We start from the raw sequence: 16,164 nt of genomic DNA, 5'->3' as shown, positions 1-16,164 counted from the left end.
TTTTATCAACATATTGTGGTTAACTTTCTGTTTACACACTAGATATAGTGTTCAGTGCTTATACTACCGTATCGACGACGAAATTTCAAGGCGCACAAAAAAATAAGGCGAAGGAATTCGCCTTATTGCGGATCATATCGATCCAGATTATAGGTTTCGATGAGAAAAAGCAGCCGCTCGCCGTAGCGGGGGTTGGTGCTGTAGCCCGCAGGATACAGCGCCTCGGCATAGGCCTCTTTGGTTTCGGCTTCGCGCACGAGGCGGTATCGATCGGCGTCTGCGATCAGTTTTCCGTAATCGAAGAAGCTCTCGCGGGCGGAGTCATAGGTACGAAATCCGTCCGATACGCGCCGGCTCTTTCCCCCTTCGATCTCTTCGGTGGGGAGCACGATCGCCGCATCGCCCTTGCCCTTAATCCCGAAGTAGTTATTGTAGTTTCGGCTCAATTCGCTTTCCCCGAAGTTCGACTCCAACGCCGATTGGGCGAGGACGACCGAGGGGATGAGGCCGTAGCGCTCGGATACCTCGACAGCAAGCGGCGCAAAGGTCTCGATATATTCTTCCCGAGACAGCGCACCCGCCGGCTCGGGATTGTAGCGCGGCCGCATCCAATACAAGAGGACGAGGGCAAAGAGGATGCCCGCCGCCAAATACCGCTTTCTTGTTTTCAAGGGCCATCACTCCACATCGACGACCGTGCCGGGATCGTCTTTGATATAAAAGATGTTTTGTCCGATAGCGGTGAGGATAATGGTGACGATGGGCATCAGATAGTTAAAGACCGCAAAGGGCAAATACGCTAGGGGGCTCACCAAGAGCACGCTCTTCATATAGGCGCCGCAAGTGTTCCAGGGCACCAAGGCACTGGTGACGGTACCGGAGGCCTCGAGGGAGGACGAGAGGAGTTTGGGGTGCAGGCCCCTGCGCTTGTACTCCGGCGCGAACATGCGGCCGGGGACCACCAGCGAAATGTATTGTTCGGGCATGGTGGCGTTGGAAAACAGGCAGGTCAACAGTGTCGCCACCACCAAACCGGTGACGGATCGAATGCCCCGCACAAAGGAATTGACGATGACCTCCATCTGCCCGGTGCTTTCGGCAATGCCGCCGAACATCATGGCGATCAAGGTCAAAGAGACCGAATACATCATATTCGAGAGCCCGCCGGTGGTGAGCAAATCGTCCAGGGCTTCGATCCCGGTATTGGACACATAGCCGCTCATGCCGCTGCCCAATATGTCGCCGAAGTCTACCGTGGGTTGTAAAATCGGCCCGATCACCGAAGCCACGATGATCCCCAATACGATTCCCGGCAGGGCGGGCATCTTAAAGGCGATGGAGACGATCACCACCACCGGCGGCAGGAGCAAGATCGGGCTGATGTGAAAGGCCTCTTCCAGTCCGGATTGCAGCGCCGTAATGCCCGATGTGTCCGCCCCGCCCGTGCTGTACTTGGTCGTCAGCACGGCGAATACGATGAGCGTAAGGATGTAAGTGATGATGGTGGGTTTCATCATGGCCTTGACGTGGGTAAAGACATCGGTGCCGGCCATGGCGGGGGCGAGATTGGTGGTATCCGACAGCGGGCTCATTTTGTCGCCGAAATACGCGCCGGAGAGGATGGCGCCGGCGGTCACCGGAGCGGGAATATGCATACCCTGCGCGATTCCCATCAGCGCAATTCCCATCGTCCCCACCGTACCCCAGCTGCTCCCCGTGGCGAGGGAGGTGATCGAGCAGATCAGGACCGTCGTCACGAGAAAGATCGAGGGCTTTAAAATATTCAGGCCGTAGTAGATCATCGACGGCACCACGCCGGTGGCGATCCACACGCCGACCAAAATCCCGATGGTGATCAAGATCATTACCGAGGGCAGCGCCTGAGAAATCCCCCGCACCATGGCCCGCTCGATATCCGACCAGCGATAGCCGATCAACAGCGCCATAACGGCAGAAAAAATGACGCCGATAAACATGGGGATATGGGGGTCGATCTCGAAGACCAAGATGCTGATACACATAATGATCACAAGACCGCCGAAGACGGTGAGCGCCTCCCAGAGCTTCGCCTTTCGCGGTGTGCGGTTCGTTTCCATAAAAACCTCCTCGGGTTCTATTACTGCTTTATTCTGCTACAAACGCGGATATGTTAAGTTAACATTATAATATAAAAATCGCGAAAATCCTATCGAAAAGCAGTGATGCGCCCGCGCTTCCCGTTAAGAAAGGTCTAAGATCTGTCCGCCTTTTGCTCCAAGACCGAGAGCAGATACTTTCCGTATTCGGTCTTACAGAGGTCCTGGGCGATCCAGCGCAATTGCGTGCCGTCGATCCATCCGTTTTCGTAGGCACAGAGTTCGATCGAGCCGATTAGACCCGCTTCTCGCTGCGTATTTTCGATTCGATTGGCCGCCTCCAATAGAGAGCGGGAATTTCCGGCGTCCATCCACAGGGTCTTGGGGTCGAGTTTTCTGACGTTCAGGGTATTGCGCTCCAAATAGATCTGGTTGACGCTGGTGATCTCCAGCTCTCCCCGCTTGGAAGGCTCGACGGTCTTCGCGATTTTTACCACCTCTTTGTCGTAGTGATAGAGGCCGGGGACGATATAATTGCTCTTTGGATGCTCGGGCTTTTCTTCGATCGAAGAGATCTTTCCGTCTTCGTCGAATCCCAAGACCCCGAAGGCGCGGGGGTCTTCGACCGGATACCCGAAGACGAAGGCGCCCTCCTCCTCCTTGACCACCGAGCGCAGCTGTTCGACCACATTACCGCCGTGGAAGATATTGTCGCCCAGAATCAATGTCACCGGATCGTCCTTGATAAACGATTTTCCGACGATGAGCGCATCCGCAATGCCGCGCTGCACCTTTTGTTCCTTATAGAGGATCTTCATGCCCAGTCGCGATCCGTCGCCGAACAATTGCCGAAAGTGATCCTTCATCTTGGCGGGCGTAATGATAAGGACCTCCCGAATCCCCGCCGCCATCAAAGTGGACAGGGGGTAGTAAATCATGGGCTTGTCGTATACGGGCAAGAGCGGCTTCGGAACGGGCAGGGTCATGGGATACATACGCGTCCCCTTCCCCGCCGCCAGAATAATTCCCTTCATCTCAAATTGTCTCCTTTTTCTATAATTGTGGCGGAAACAAATGCCCGCCGTATGTTTTCTATCATACCATAAGTTCTACCGCCGCTTTCTCGCAATAAAAAACCCGCCGAAGCGGGCTTTTTGTTTTCTATGCTTAGAATGCGGACTTGTTGACGTGATCTTCTCTCGTCTTGCCGATGCCCGCCTTGCCGAGGCCGTAGCCGATGGCAAAACAGATCAGCGACGGGATAAACCAGGTAAAGCCGAATTGTCCCAAGGGCAATCCCTTGATTTGATCGACGAGTCCCTGCATACCGATGTTCGCGCCGATGGTTTCGATAATGGCGAGGACGAGTACGCCTGCGACCATCACGATAAAGGCCATGTCGTATTTGATGTGTTTTTCAAACAACATGTAGAATACCAGAGCGATAATCACCGGATAGACGATGGTGAGTACCGGGCCCGCCAATGCGATGATCGCATCGACGCCGACCAGGGAAAGGAAGAAGCTGATCAAGGTTACGATGACGACGGTCACTTCGTATTTGAGCTTGCCCTTTGTAATGTCGGCAAAGAAGTTACCGGCTGCAGAGGTCAAACCCACCGCCGTGGTAAGGCATGCCAGCGATACCGCCAGTGCCAAGGCAAATTGACCGAATCCGCCGAAGAGCATTCTGACCAGACCCACGAGGATTTCCACGCGAGAGGTATCGGCATCATATAGGGCACTGCCTTGTGCGCCGAGATAGGTCAAGCCGCCGTAGACGATGGCGAGGGAGACGAAGCAGACGACGCCGACTTTTAAAATGACGCTGCGCTTTTCGCTTTCGCTCACTTCTCCATAGCCTTTTCGGACCAAGTCCGCCACAACGATCGCCGTAAATAGCGGTGCCGCCAGGGCGTCTAGGGTTTGATAGCCTTCATAGAATCCGCGGACGAAAAATCCGCCGTCGGTTTCTACGGGAACGATTTCTCCAACAGGAGCGATAATGGCCTTTGCAATAATCAAAACCAAGAAAACCAACAGTGCGGGAGTTATGTACTTACCGATAATATCCACTACGCCGGATTCTTTGATCGTCAGGGCAAATACAACGATAAAGAAGACGAGGGAGGTCACCCAAATCGGCATATTTTCGAAGAAGGGTTGGATACCGACTTCGTGTGTGGTGGCTGCCGTTCTGGGAATGGCAAAAGCGGGACCGATACAGATAATAGCGACTAAAGATAAGAGTTTACCGAATCCGGGGCTCACACGTTTTCCCAGGTCGACCGCGGTGCCGCCGGCAAAAGCCGTGACGAAAACGGTTACAATGGGAATAACGGGGTCTGCCAAGAGGAAGCCGAGCATGGTACCGAACCAGCCGGTTCCAGCGGTGACGCCCAGATATGGCGGAAATATCAAGTTTCCGGCGCCGAAGAAAATCGCAAACAGTGCGAGACCGCTTACAAGAATATCTTGCGTTTTTTTGTTCATACAATCATCTCCTTTGAAAAATTTAAAGGTTGCCCCGCCTTTTGTCTTACATTATACATAATCCTTTCGGGATTTTCGAGTAAATTTTTCAAATCACGAAAAGAATCTATATTCTATTTAGTATACAGAAAGAATTACTACGCTTTACCGTAAAAAAGAATAATTTTATGTATAGGAAAACGATTGAAAATAAGATTCCCCCGGGAATCCCTTTCTGAGAAAAGAATCGCCGCGTATTTCGCAAATTTTTCGATGGCGGGTACAAAAAAAGCACCCGAAGGTGCTTTTGACGTCGTCGCCTAAAAGGCGGAACGAATATCGTGTTGGTCTCTGGTCTTGCCGATGCCGGCATATTTCCCCAGCAGGGTGCCGATCAGCGTACCCACAAGGCCCGGCAAGAGCCATGCAAAGCCGAATTCGGCGAGGGGCATAGAGTTGACGAAGTTCGCCAAACCTTCCAGCGCGCCGGAGGCATTGTAGATGGTGGTAATGCCCGCCGCGAGGATGGTGCCTACGGCCATGCCGATAATAGAGGCGTCGTAGTGCAGCTTTTTGTCGAAGATCATGATAAAGGACATGGCGATGATCGCGGGATAGACGATGTCGAGTACCGGACCCGCCAGACTGATGATGCCTTCTACCCCCACGAGGGAGAATGTGAAGCTCACGATGACACTGGCAATAACGACGTATTCGTATTTCCACTTATTGTTCGAAACGGAGTTGAAGAAATTTCCCGCCGCCGAGGTGAGTCCGACGGAGGTGGTAAGACAGGCCAAGCTGACCGCAACCCCCAGAGCGAGTTTGCCCCAGCTGCCGAATAAGAGTTCGACCGAACCGACGAGCAGTTGTACCCGGGTGGCGTCTTTGGGGAAGTGGCTGCCCGCTTGGGCGCCGACAAAGGTCAAGCCGCCGTAGACGAGGAAGAGGAGAATCATAGAGATCGCGGAGACCTGTACGATGATGCTCTTCTTTTCCTTCGGAGAGGCGCTTCCGTAGCCCTTTCGGAGCAAGTCGCCGGTTACGATGGCGGTACAGAGCAAGGACACCATGGCGTCCATGGTCTGATAGCCTTCCTTTACCCCTTCGGTAAAGTAGCCGGTGCCTTCTGCCGGAAGGATCGGCCCGATGGGGGTGATGATGGCCTTTACGATAATCAGGCCTAAAAATACTAAGAGTGCAGGGGTAATATACTTACCGATAATATCGATAACGCCGGTTTCCTTAATCGACAGGGCCAAGGTGATGCCGAAAAATATCAGCGAGGTGACCCAAATCGGGGTGCCGGGGAAAAATTGCAGTACGCCGACTTCGTGCGTGGTGGCAGCGGTTCTCGGAATCGCGAAAGCGGGTCCGACGCTGATCATGGCAGCCGCCGCGAGTACGACCGCAAAGGGATAGTTGACTCTGCGTCCCAAGTCGACCGCCTTGCCGCCGGCGAAGATGGTAACGACCAAAGTGATGACGGGAATTACGGGATCCGCCAAGAGGAAGCCGAGCATGACGGAGAACCATTGGTCTCCGGCGTGGAATCCCAAATAGGGAGGGAAAATCAGATTTCCGGCTCCGAAAAAGATGGCGAACAGGGCGAGGCCCACGACGAGGACGTCTTTTGTCTTGTTGTTATTCATAAGTTCACTCCTCAATTCTATTCGTTTCTTCGTTTATTATACAGAATATTGAACGTGAACTCTAGAAAATGAAGAAATTCTGAGGTTTCGATTAAAAATGATTTGGTTTTCCCGATATATTTCTTGTTTCCCGTAAATTAACCGAAATAATTGAATCAACCGTTTTCCAACCTCTTTGTTAATATTGTATATTGAATTCTATTGTGTGTTTTTGCCCTCTTTAGCACCCGCTTTTCGAGAGACCACGAGCACCAAGGCGTCGTGTTCCATGACCATTTCTCCGTCCTCGTCCTGCACATAGACGTCCATATGCACCACGCCGTACTCGCCGCCCCGTTTTTCTTCGATGTCTCTCACTTCGAGGGTCGTATAGAGGTCCATATCGGGATAGACGGGCTTGTGCCAGCGAAGATAGTTCATGCCGATGCCGGCGACGACGCCCTCTTCGTCGAGCTTGGTGTGCACCCACTGCCCCCAGCAGAGGTTTAAGGTGTGAAAGCCCGAGGCGATAATCCCGCCGAAGCGACTCTTTTTTGCCGCCTCGGGATCGATGTGGATCGGCCGCGGGTCGTGTACTTTCGCATATGCGATAATCTCTTCTTCGCTTAAGCGAACGGGCGCCAGCTGAAAGCGCATTTCTTTTTGATAGTCTTCTAAAAACATACTACACCGCCTTTTATCTCGAGGACACGATGGTGCCGCCGCCGACGACCACATCGTTGTCGTAACATACTACCGCCTGTCCGTCGGCGATGGCGCCGTGGGGCTCGTGAAAACGAATGGTGACCTTGCCGTCTTTTCGGTTGATCAGGGTCGCGGCGGTCTCCTTGCCGTGATAGCGCGTCCGCGCCGTCACCTCCATGGTTTCGGCAGGCGCCGCGCTGAGCCAATGGAAGTCTTCGGCGTCGAGTTCGCGCTTCATCAGCGCTTCTTTGGGACCGACGACGATTTGATTCTTTTCCATATCCTTGTCGAGGACGTAGAGGGGATGGCCCGCCGCCACGCCGAGGCCCTTTCGTTGGCCGATGGTGTAGCCCACCGCGCCGTCGTGTTTGCCCAGCACATTTCCCTTTTGATCGACGATGTCTCCCGCCGGGTAGCTCTTCTTTCCGAAGTCCTCCAAAAAGCCCTTATAGTCGCCGTCGGGCACGAAGCAGATGTCCTGGCTATCGTGTTTTTTGGCGTTGACCAAGCCCGCCGATTCCGCGATGGCGCGCACTTCTTTTTTGTCCATTTCCCCCAAGGGAAACAGCGTATGCGCCAGTTGTTCCTGGCTCAGGCTGTAGAGGACGTAGGATTGGTCCTTTTCGGGCGTTTTCCCCTTTTTGAGTCCATATCTTCCGGTCTCTTCGTCCCGAAAGATCACTGCATAGTGGCCAGTGGCGATATAGTCGCAGTCCAGCGCCTTCGCCCGCGCATACAGGTCTTCGAATTTTAAGAACCGATTGCAGTCGATACAGGGATTGGGCGTCCAGCCCTTTTCGTAATAGCGAATGAATTTTTCGATGACCTCTTCTTGAAAGCGCGCCGAAAAATCGTAGACGAAATAGTCCATCCCTAGTTTTGCCGCCACCATGCGGGCGTCGTCGATGTCGTCTAAGGAACAGCAGGTATGGCTGTTTCTCTTTACGGTCTCGTTTTCGTACAATTTCATGGTTACGCCGATACATTCGTGTCCGGCTTTTTGCAAGAGGTAGGCGCAGACGGAACTGTCCACGCCGCCGCTCATGGCGACCAATACCCGGCTCATTCTTTCCTCCCGTCTAAGACCGCATCGATAATTTCAACGATCTCTTCCATTTCTTCCATCGTGTTTCGCGCATCCAGCGACAGGCGCAGGGGCGCCTTGTCCTTTGTCGAGATCCCCATCGCCGCCATCACATGCCCCTCGGTAGAGGCCCCAGCCTGGCAGGCGCTGCCCGCCGAAGCGTACAAACCCCGCCGATCGAGCTGAAAGAGCAGCACGTCGCGGTCGATCCCCTCGACCAAGAGGTGTACGATCCGGGGATCGGCGTCGGGGACGGTGAGCGTAAGTCCCTTTCGATCGGCGAACGCTTTGCGCAAATACGCGGAAAGGGCGCGCACTTTTTCTGTGCTTTCTTCCCGTTCCGCCTCGGCGAGGGCGAGGGCCGTCTTTAGGCCGATAATCCCCGCCACGTTTTCGGTACCGCTGCGGATTCCCCGCTCCTGTCCGCCGCCGAAGGTGCGGGGCGTAAGGGGCATACGCGAAATCAGCGCCCCCACGCCCTTGGGCCCGGAAAATTTATGGGCGGAGATCGAAAACAGATCCGCAAAAGCGTAGCTCTCTATGGGCATATGACCGGCGGCCTGCACCGCATCCACGTGCAGAGGCACGCGACCGCCGATGGATTCATAGATTTCGCGCACGGGCTGCACGGTGCCGAGTTCGTTGTTGACCGCCATAACGCTCACCAAAAACGTGTCTTCGCGCAGGGCGTCCTTCACCTGCTCGGCGGATACTACGCCATGGGCATCGGGCGCGAGATAGCTCACCTCTACGCCAGATTTTTCGAGGGTGCGGGCACACTCCAGCACCGCTTCGTGCTCGATGGCGGTGGTGATCATATGGCCGGGGGATGCCGTTTTGGCAGAAAAGGCGCTGAAGATCGCGATATTGTCCGCTTCCGTTCCGCTTCCGGTAAAGAACACCTCGCCCATAGAGACGCCGAAGAGTTCCGCCACCGCCAGGCGCGCGGTCTCCGCGGCATTTTTTGCCGCTCGTCCCGGCGCGTGGATGCTCGAAGGATTGCCCCAATGCGCGCGCAGATAGGGGAGCATCGCCTCGAGTACCTCTTTTCGAAGGGGTGCCGTCGCCGCATAATCCGCATATATCATAGCTTTATTTCGCCTCTCCTTCAATAAAACAGCTCCCCGAAGGGAGCCGTTGCGATTATCTGTATGGTAACAGAGCTTCTTTGACTTCGTCCGGTATCCGCCAGCTCTCCCGCGCTTTTTGTATCGTCTTTTTGCGAACAGCGCTCGAAAAATCCTCCGCCGCCAATAGGGCGAAGACTCGCTCCTTTCGATAGAGGAGCGCCTCGGCGAAAAACCATCCCAATGCCATCTGCACATAATAGTTTTCGTGGTGAATCTTTGCCATCTCGTCGATCAGATAGTCCGGATCGGTGCCCAAATGGCGCAGGGCGAGGACGATCCCCACCCGGGCCGGAAACGGACGCGCTTCCCGCGCCCAATCCCGAAATACGGGCAGATAGGAGCGGGGATGGCGCGAGATCGCCTTGGGCGAGATACTGTCGGTGACCGCCCAATTGTCCACATACGGAAAAAACGCCTCGATGCGAAAAATCAACTCCTTCGCCGGCAGATCGTTGATCATAAAGCTGTGGAGCAGATTCTCCTCATAGTAGCGATGGGGCAGCTCGTCCAAAAAAGTGCGCGGCAGCCCCTTGGCCATCTCTCGCAAAGTTCCGGTCTTGACCCCTAAGATTGTATCCGACGGAATGTCGGGAAGCAAGTTTTCCATAAACCGCTTGTGGGTTTCTGTGGCGGCATCGAGAAGGCGTTCTTGCAGATCCATTATTTTACGAAGAACTTATAGACGATAAAGGCGACGATGGCGACGAGGACGACCAAAAGAATCGGGTTCATGGAGGACTTTTCGCGTTCCTTTTCCCGCATGATTTCGTCGGTGTCGACGGAATCCATGCGTTCCTTGCGCTCTTTGACCGCCTCTTCTCTCGCCTCTTCGGCGCGCTCTTTGTCCAGCTCGCGGCGAATTTCGTCGGTATCGCTCTCGGTGTCCTTTTCCGGTGCACGATTCCGGTTCACGGTGCGGGCATTGTCTTGGGCGAGCTTTTTATCGCCCAAGGGCTGGGTGTTCGAATCCGCCTTCATGGGACCGTGTTCCCCTTCCCGAAGGCCGGCGTTTTCGTACCCGTCTTCCGCGCCCGTGGGTTTTACCTTTCCGGCGTACACTTCGTCCACCGCCGCGTCGCTTTCTGCCTTGCCCTTCGCAGAGAATTTGCCCACGGCGGGTTCCGTGTTCGAATCCGCCTTCATCGGACCGTGTTCCCCTTCCCGAAGGCCGGCGTTTTCGTACCCGTCCTCCGCTCCCGTGGGTTTTACTTTTCCGGCGTACACTTCGTCCACCGGCGCGTCGCTTTCTGCCTTGTTGGCGGAGAATTTGCCCACGGCGGGTTCCGTGTTCGAGTCCGCCTTCATCGGTCCGTGTTCCCCTTCCCGTAGCGTTTCCTGTCCGTATACGTCTTGTGCCTGTTTCGTTTTTTCTTGGTTGCGATCCATATCGTTCTTTGCCATACTCTCCCTCTTTTCTTGACTGATCCCGTCGGATGCGCCTTGCCCATCCGCTTTTGCCGCCTCGTTTGTGTTTCCCAAAGGGTATACGAGGGGCGTGCCGCAGGATGCACAAAATTTGTCTCCGGCGGGGGATTCATTGCCGCAATATCGACACTGCATGGGAAACCCCCTTTTTTACATCGCAAACGCTTTGTATGCATATACCCCATTTTTTGGATTCCCTACACAAAACCGAAAGAGAGAGAAAAATATCGGCTCAAAAGCGGGATTTTTTGGCGCCTTTTCTTCGAAACCCGTCCGTCGGCATCTGCGCCAATACAATGGCGATAAAAAGCAGTATCGAGCCCAAAGTTTCCCGCGCGCTCATGCGCTCGGAGAGAAAGAGCACGCCGCCCAAAAGGGCAAAGAGGGATTCCAGACTCAGAATCAGGCTCGCGGTGGTGGGTTCGGTATACTTTTGGGCGACGATCTGCAAGGTAAATCCCACGCCGCTCGAAAGAAAGCCTAGGTACAGTATGGCGGGAAGCGCCGCCCCAAAGTCGCCGTAGAGGGAGCCGCCGCTTAGGCACAAAAGCAGAAAGGAGCCGATCCCCGCCACAAAAAATTGGATGCAGCTCATCAGCACGCCGTCGATCACAGGCGCCAAAAAGTCGATCAAGAGGATATGCGCGGCAAAGCAAATCGCCGAGAGAAATACGAGAAAATCTCCCGCTTCCATAGAAAAGGCGCCTGCGTTTTTGACGCTGATAAAATACAGCCCCAATGCGGCGAGCGCCACGGCGATCCAGGTCTTTTTGGTGACGGTCTTTTTCAGCACAATGCCCCCGACGGGCACCAGTACGATATATAGGGCGGTGATAAAGCCGCCTTTGCCGGCGGTGGTGGACATCAACCCGTATTGCTGCAGCGCCATGGCGACGGCGAGGAAGAGCCCACAGGCGATGCCGCCGAGGATGGTGCGCTTTTTATCCGCACCGGGCCTACGAAAGGCGGGCACAAAAAAAAGCAGCCCGAGCAAAAAGGTCCCCGCAATAAAATTTCTGTGCACATTCAGCGCAAAGGGGTGAATGTGGTCCATCCCTGAAACCTGGAGGACAAACGCAAAGCCCCAGATCAGTGACGTCAAAAGCAAGAGCCCGTGGGCGCGATTACGCGTCATCCTTTCCCTCCAATTCCGCCCGCAGACCGTCTCTTACCCCCGCCATGGTAAATACCGCCTGAAAGCAGCGCTTGCCGTCTTGGGAAAAGACGACCTCGACCACCGAATTGACCTTCCCTTTTTTTTGGTAAAAGGCATAGGCGTCCACCGGTCCCTCGTACATAGTGCGGTGATAAAAACAGGTGCCGTCTTTGGTGACTTTGATCTCTTCGCGATTGGAAAGCACCGCCGCAATGGTATCGGCCATGCCGAAGGGAATCATACCGTGGCAGATGCCGATGGTGTTGAGCGCCTCGGGCCAAACAATCCAGCGGGCCCGCAAGTGATCGTCTGCGGTCTCCAAAAACTCGATCTTCGATTGGTCCAATAAGCGGTGGTCTACGGAATCTTCGATTCTACGGAATTTCGACGTCATAGTTCCTCCTTATAGTTCCACCATGGTAAAAAATCCCTTGGCGCAGAGCTTTTCATCCTGTAATACCTCTACCTCGATCAACGACGACCGACGGCCCGCCTTGGCATATCGGCAGCGGAAATAGGTATCTTTTTTTTCGACGGGACGATGGTAGTAAAAGTGCAGGTCTTTGGTCACCAGATGATTGCGGGAAAATCCCAACGCCCCCGCCAGGGTATCAGCCACCGAAAGGATGGCGCCGCCATGGGCGATCCCCAGGGCATTAAAGTCCTTTTCCTCCACCGTCCAACGCGCGTATACCCTCTCTTCAGAATACTCCAGGATCTCTATGGGGAATTGGGAAATATAGTTTACAAAAATATCCTTTACGGATTGAAATGTTTCGGTTCTCACGGGACCTCCTATAAAAAACGCAATTGTCGCGTGGCTGTTTGTACGAGATTCGACGCACTCAGCCCCAACAGGCGGAGCTTTTCGCCTTCGTAGAGCGAAAAAAACAGCGTCGATGCGGCGTCGTATAGGGCATCCGCGCCGACGACGGGCCGCTCGAAGGTGCGGGATTTGGTATGGATCTCGAAATCCGCCGTCTTGATCTTTACCGTCACGGTATAGGCGCCGGCAAATCCCTTTTTTTCCATGTTTTCTGCGGTCTCTCGGCTATAGGCAGCGAGCTTTTCGACAAAAAAATCGCGGTCGCGATTGCCGCGAAAGGTCTCCTCGCAGCCGATGCTCTTTCGCTTCCGCTCGGTTTCTACCTTGCGGCGGTCGATTCCGCGGATCCGCTCATAGAGCAGGCGGCCGGACTTGCCGAATTCCCGCTCCAAAAATTCCCGCTCCAGCGCCTTTAGGTCCGCACCGGTATGGATGCCCAGATGATGCAATTTTTCCTCGGTCTTTTCGCCGATGCCGTGGATCTTTCCCACCGGCAGTGCCGCAAGGATCGCGGGGGCGTCTTTTCTTTCAATCACGGTAAAGCCCGCCGGCTTGTCCATATCCGAGGCGAGCTTGGCGAGGAATTTGTTGTACGAGAGGCCGCAGCTCATGCTGAGCCCGGTCTCTTTTCGCACCCGATCTTGCATGGCCCGCGCCGTGGGAACGGGCCTTTCCTCTTTTGTAAGATCCAAATACGCCTCGTCGATAGAGACCTGCTCCAGCGGATAGCCGTAGGAGGCGAGGATCGCAAATACCTCGCGGCTCTTTTCGCTATAACGCCCCTTTCTCGCAGGCACCACCACCAGATCGGGGCAGAGGCTCTTTGCCATAAACATGGGCATGGCGGAGTGGATGCCGTATTTTCTCGCCGCATAGCTCGCCGTGGCGACGATGCCCGAGGGATGATCGCCCCCGACGGCGAGGGGCACATGCGAAAGCGACGGCCGGTCGAGGATTTCGACCGCCGCAAAAAATGCGTCCATATCTACGTGTAAAATCGTCGCCATGCCAACACCCTACTACTATACCAAAATTCTTTCCCGAAGGTATACCCTCTGACTTTTTCGCGCCGATGGTTTACAATACCCTTAGAACCACGACGAGGAGGTACAATGAAACGAAAAATCGCCCTGTTCGACTTCGACAAAACCGTCATCGCCAAGGATTCGATCCTGATCTTGTACGAAAAAACCGCCAAGAAAAAGCCGGGGTTTCGCAGAAATCTATACAGACACTGTCTGGGCCACGTCTTCGCCGGACGGCGGGACGACTTAAAAAAGGCGATCAAAGAAGAATTCCTCTCTATGATCGGCCACTATACGCCGGCCGAACTCAAGGCCTTTGTAAAAGACAATGTGATGGCATACGCCTTTGAAGAGGCGATCGAGGAGATCCGCCGCCTCAAAGCCGAAGGCTATTATCTGATGTTGGTCTCCGCTTCGGCCCAGGACTATCTACAATATATCAAAGACTTTCTCCCCTTCGACCATATTATCGGCACCGAAACCGACGCAGAATATCGGATCGTCGGGGAAAACAACAAACACGCGGTAAAGGTAGACAATATCCTCGCCCATCTCACCGAAAAGGGCATCGAGATCGACTACGACAACAGCGTCGCCTATAGCGACTCCCTCTCCGCCGACCGCCCCATGCTGGAGCTCGTAAAACACCGTTATCTGATCAATGCCGCCGTGATTCCCGAAGGATACACGAAACTAAGCTGGTCCAAGCAGAAGGCCTATCGCCGTTGATCGGGCGCCGTTTCGGAGAGCTGCTGAAAAAATGCATGCACCAAATCCAGACTGCCGCACTCCCGCGCATCGATATAGCTCAGCGCGGGGTCGTATGCCGCCAGGGCCTCCTCGCACGCTGCGCATAGGGGCTCTTTTTTTCCGGCAAAAATCGCGGGGTCGATCTCCACTTCTTCCATGCCGCGAATCCCCATCGCCTCCAATACATAGTCGGACTCCGCATCGGCCGTCTCGTAGAGAGAGGCGGCACAATCGGGGTCTTCTTTTTCCAAAAAATCCATCAGCGCGTTAAACATCGGTATCGAAATATTCATTGCCGCTCCCCTTTCCCGACCTATTATATCACCTTTCCGAGAATTCGCCGATCGAGCGTCCTTCGATTAAAGCCCATGGCCGCGGGTAGTTATATAGAGGAATGCAAAATCCACACAAAACACGAGTCTTTACGAAAATTAGAGAGGGGAAGCCATGGATTTTGACAAACTGTATCTCGACGGCGGCTACACCGCGCCGCTGAGTGAAGCCTATATCGAAGTGGAAGACCCGGCGGATCTTTCGATCATTGCCCGGGTGCCCAGGAGCGGACCGGAAGATGTAGACCGCGCCATCGAAAGCGCCGTACGGGGGTATCACATCTGGCAGAACACCGATCCCGCCGAGCGGAGGGAAGCGGTCGCCGCTATGGTCGAGTATCTCGTGGGCGCCTATTCCGAGATCGCCCCGATCCTCGCGCGGGAACTGGGATGCACCGAGCGTTTTGCCCTAAAGGGCCATCTCGAAATCTACACCCCCGCCATGCGCGGCTTTCTCGCCGATCACGAGGCGCTCTCTACCGTAGAACATCGGGACGGATACGACGTATACCTCCGGCCCTTGGGCGTCGTGGCGGCGCTTACGCCCTGGAACTACCCCTTCGGCCAAATCGTCCGGAAGGTCATTCCCGCCTTACTCGCGGGGAATTCCGTCATCCTAAAGCCCTCGAAATCCGCGCCCCTGACCGCCTACTTCTGGGCCGAGGCGGCATCGGCGGCGAATCTTCCCGCCGGGGTCTTTACCCTACTTCCGGGAAAGGGGAGCGAGGTCGGCAATCTCCTCGCCAAAGACCCGCGCGTCGATGCGATCTCCTTTACCGGATCCACCGACGGCGGCAAAGGAGTGGGCGCCCTGGGGCTTACCTCTACCACCAAGCGGATTCTGCTCGAGATGGGCGGCAAGAGCCCGGGCCTCTTTTTGCCGGGAATCGACGAGGAGAAAAAGCGCAAGTACGCAAAGAGCCTGCTCGATACTCTCTATCTGAACGTGGGACAGACTTGCTCGGCCCACAGCCGTATGCTGGTACCCGCCGCAGAAAAAGAGAGCTACGAACGCATTTTGAAAGATCTCACCGACGAATACACATTCGGCAACCCCAAGGATCCCGACACCCGGGTGGGCGTCTTAAACGGCAAAGACCAATTCGAAAAGGTGCGTCGCTATGTAAAGCTGGGCATCGAAGAGGGGGCCAAGGTCCTATTGGGAGAAGTTCCTACATTTAACGGCCGCGACTACGCCGTGGACCCGGTGATCTTTACCGATGTGGACAATCATATGACCATCGCCCGGGACGAAATCTTCGGGCCGGTACTCTGCCTGATCCCCTACGACGACGTGGACGATGCGGTTCAGATCGCAAACGACACCATTTACGGCCTTTCCGCCATGGTGTTCGGTCCCGACGACGAAGAGGCGCTGGCAGCAGCCGCCAAAATCCGCGCGGGACAAGTGATCGTAGGCGATGGCACGCGTTCCCAAAACGCGCCCTTCGGCGGGTTTAAAGAAAGCGGCATCGGCCGCGAAGGGGCCGAGGAAGGCCTGCGAGAGTTTTACGAAATACAAACTGTCTTTTATCCGAAGAAACAATAAGGAG

At 54.9% G+C, this 16,164-nt stretch carries 17 protein-coding genes; 2 read left to right on the top strand and 15 right to left on the bottom strand.

Features of this window, described 5'->3' with window-relative positions; translation table 11 throughout:
• Positions 1-122 precede the first annotated feature (122 nt).
• The 14 genes from EL294_RS00165 to EL294_RS00100 form a co-directional block, all read right to left on the bottom strand.
• On the bottom strand, positions 123-671 hold the full coding sequence (locus tag EL294_RS00165; RefSeq protein WP_126464522.1) for a glycoside hydrolase family 73 protein: 549 nt from the start codon (positions 669-671) through the stop codon (positions 123-125).
• Positions 672-677: 6 nt separating this feature from the next.
• Positions 678-2,096, bottom strand: coding sequence for a Na+/H+ antiporter NhaC (gene nhaC, locus EL294_RS00160; protein ID WP_126464521.1), 1,419 nt, complete (start codon positions 2,094-2,096; stop codon positions 678-680).
• Positions 2,097-2,230: 134 nt separating this feature from the next.
• Positions 2,231-3,109 (bottom strand): glucose-1-phosphate thymidylyltransferase RfbA, encoded by an 879-nt coding sequence (rfbA, locus tag EL294_RS00155; protein WP_126464520.1) that lies wholly within the window; start codon positions 3,107-3,109, stop codon positions 2,231-2,233.
• Positions 3,110-3,242: 133 nt separating this feature from the next.
• Positions 3,243-4,568 (bottom strand): branched-chain amino acid transport system II carrier protein, encoded by a 1,326-nt coding sequence (brnQ, locus tag EL294_RS00150; RefSeq protein WP_126464519.1) that lies wholly within the window; start codon positions 4,566-4,568, stop codon positions 3,243-3,245.
• Positions 4,569-4,867: 299 nt separating this feature from the next.
• Complete coding sequence (gene brnQ, locus EL294_RS00145; RefSeq protein ID WP_126464518.1) at positions 4,868-6,199, bottom strand: branched-chain amino acid transport system II carrier protein; 1,332 nt, start codon at positions 6,197-6,199, stop codon at positions 4,868-4,870.
• Positions 6,200-6,397: 198 nt separating this feature from the next.
• Positions 6,398-6,862, bottom strand: a complete 465-nt coding sequence (locus EL294_RS00140) for a MaoC/PaaZ C-terminal domain-containing protein (RefSeq protein ID WP_164715148.1) — start codon at positions 6,860-6,862, stop codon at positions 6,398-6,400.
• A 13-nt stretch (positions 6,863-6,875) separates the two neighbouring features.
• A complete protein-coding gene (gene mnmA / locus EL294_RS00135; RefSeq protein ID WP_126464516.1) occupies positions 6,876-7,949 on the bottom strand; it encodes a tRNA 2-thiouridine(34) synthase MnmA in 1,074 nt (357 codons plus the stop codon).
• Entirely contained in the window at positions 7,946-9,055 is a 1,110-nt protein-coding gene (locus tag EL294_RS00130) for a cysteine desulfurase family protein (RefSeq protein WP_164715147.1), read from the bottom strand. The genes mnmA and EL294_RS00130 overlap by 4 nt, the downstream gene beginning before the upstream one ends.
• A 55-nt stretch (positions 9,056-9,110) precedes the next feature.
• Positions 9,111-9,758 carry a DNA alkylation repair protein gene (locus tag EL294_RS00125; RefSeq protein WP_126464514.1) on the bottom strand — a complete coding sequence of 216 codons (648 nt, stop codon included), beginning with the start codon at positions 9,756-9,758 and terminating at the stop codon, positions 9,111-9,113.
• Entirely contained in the window at positions 9,758-10,498 is a 741-nt protein-coding gene (locus tag EL294_RS00120) for a hypothetical protein (protein WP_126464513.1), read from the bottom strand. The genes EL294_RS00125 and EL294_RS00120 overlap by 1 nt, the downstream gene beginning before the upstream one ends.
• A gap of 256 nt (positions 10,499-10,754) precedes the next feature.
• The gene (locus tag EL294_RS00115; RefSeq protein ID WP_126464512.1) at positions 10,755-11,657 is read right to left on the bottom strand and encodes a DMT family transporter; all 903 of its coding nucleotides are present in this window, start codon (positions 11,655-11,657) and stop codon (positions 10,755-10,757) included.
• Entirely contained in the window at positions 11,647-12,072 is a 426-nt protein-coding gene (locus EL294_RS00110; RefSeq protein WP_126464511.1) for a PaaI family thioesterase, read from the bottom strand. Before EL294_RS00110 ends, EL294_RS00115 begins: the two co-directional genes overlap by 11 nt.
• 9 nt (positions 12,073-12,081) lie before the next feature.
• Positions 12,082-12,465 carry a PaaI family thioesterase gene (locus EL294_RS00105; RefSeq protein WP_164715146.1) on the bottom strand — a complete coding sequence of 128 codons (384 nt, stop codon included), beginning with the start codon at positions 12,463-12,465 and terminating at the stop codon, positions 12,082-12,084.
• Between the two features lie 8 nt (positions 12,466-12,473).
• Positions 12,474-13,511 carry a DNA polymerase IV gene (locus EL294_RS00100; RefSeq protein ID WP_126464509.1) on the bottom strand — a complete coding sequence of 346 codons (1,038 nt, stop codon included), beginning with the start codon at positions 13,509-13,511 and terminating at the stop codon, positions 12,474-12,476.
• 105 nt (positions 13,512-13,616) lie between these two features.
• On the opposite strand from EL294_RS00100, the gene EL294_RS00095 reads away from it, so the two are divergent.
• Positions 13,617-14,258: an HAD family hydrolase gene (locus EL294_RS00095; RefSeq protein ID WP_126464508.1), complete on the top strand. Its 642-nt coding sequence runs from the start codon at positions 13,617-13,619 to the stop codon at positions 14,256-14,258.
• Here EL294_RS00095 and EL294_RS00090 read toward each other — a convergent pair.
• Positions 14,246-14,572 (bottom strand): hypothetical protein, encoded by a 327-nt coding sequence (locus EL294_RS00090; RefSeq protein WP_126464507.1) that lies wholly within the window; start codon positions 14,570-14,572, stop codon positions 14,246-14,248. The genes EL294_RS00095 and EL294_RS00090 overlap by 13 nt on opposite strands.
• A 154-nt stretch (positions 14,573-14,726) precedes the next feature.
• Here EL294_RS00090 and EL294_RS00085 point away from each other — a divergent pair, with 154 nt between their 5' ends.
• Positions 14,727-16,160: an aldehyde dehydrogenase family protein gene (locus tag EL294_RS00085; RefSeq protein ID WP_126464506.1), complete on the top strand. Its 1,434-nt coding sequence runs from the start codon at positions 14,727-14,729 to the stop codon at positions 16,158-16,160.
• Positions 16,161-16,164 lie beyond the last annotated feature (4 nt).

It is taken from the genome of Aedoeadaptatus ivorii (assembly GCF_900638585.1).
In the GTDB taxonomy this organism is placed as follows: Bacteria; Bacillota; Clostridia; order Tissierellales; family Peptoniphilaceae; genus Aedoeadaptatus; species Aedoeadaptatus ivorii.
The sequence above is the reverse complement of the archived record's forward strand: the minus strand, read 5'-3'. Positions and strand labels throughout refer to the sequence as shown.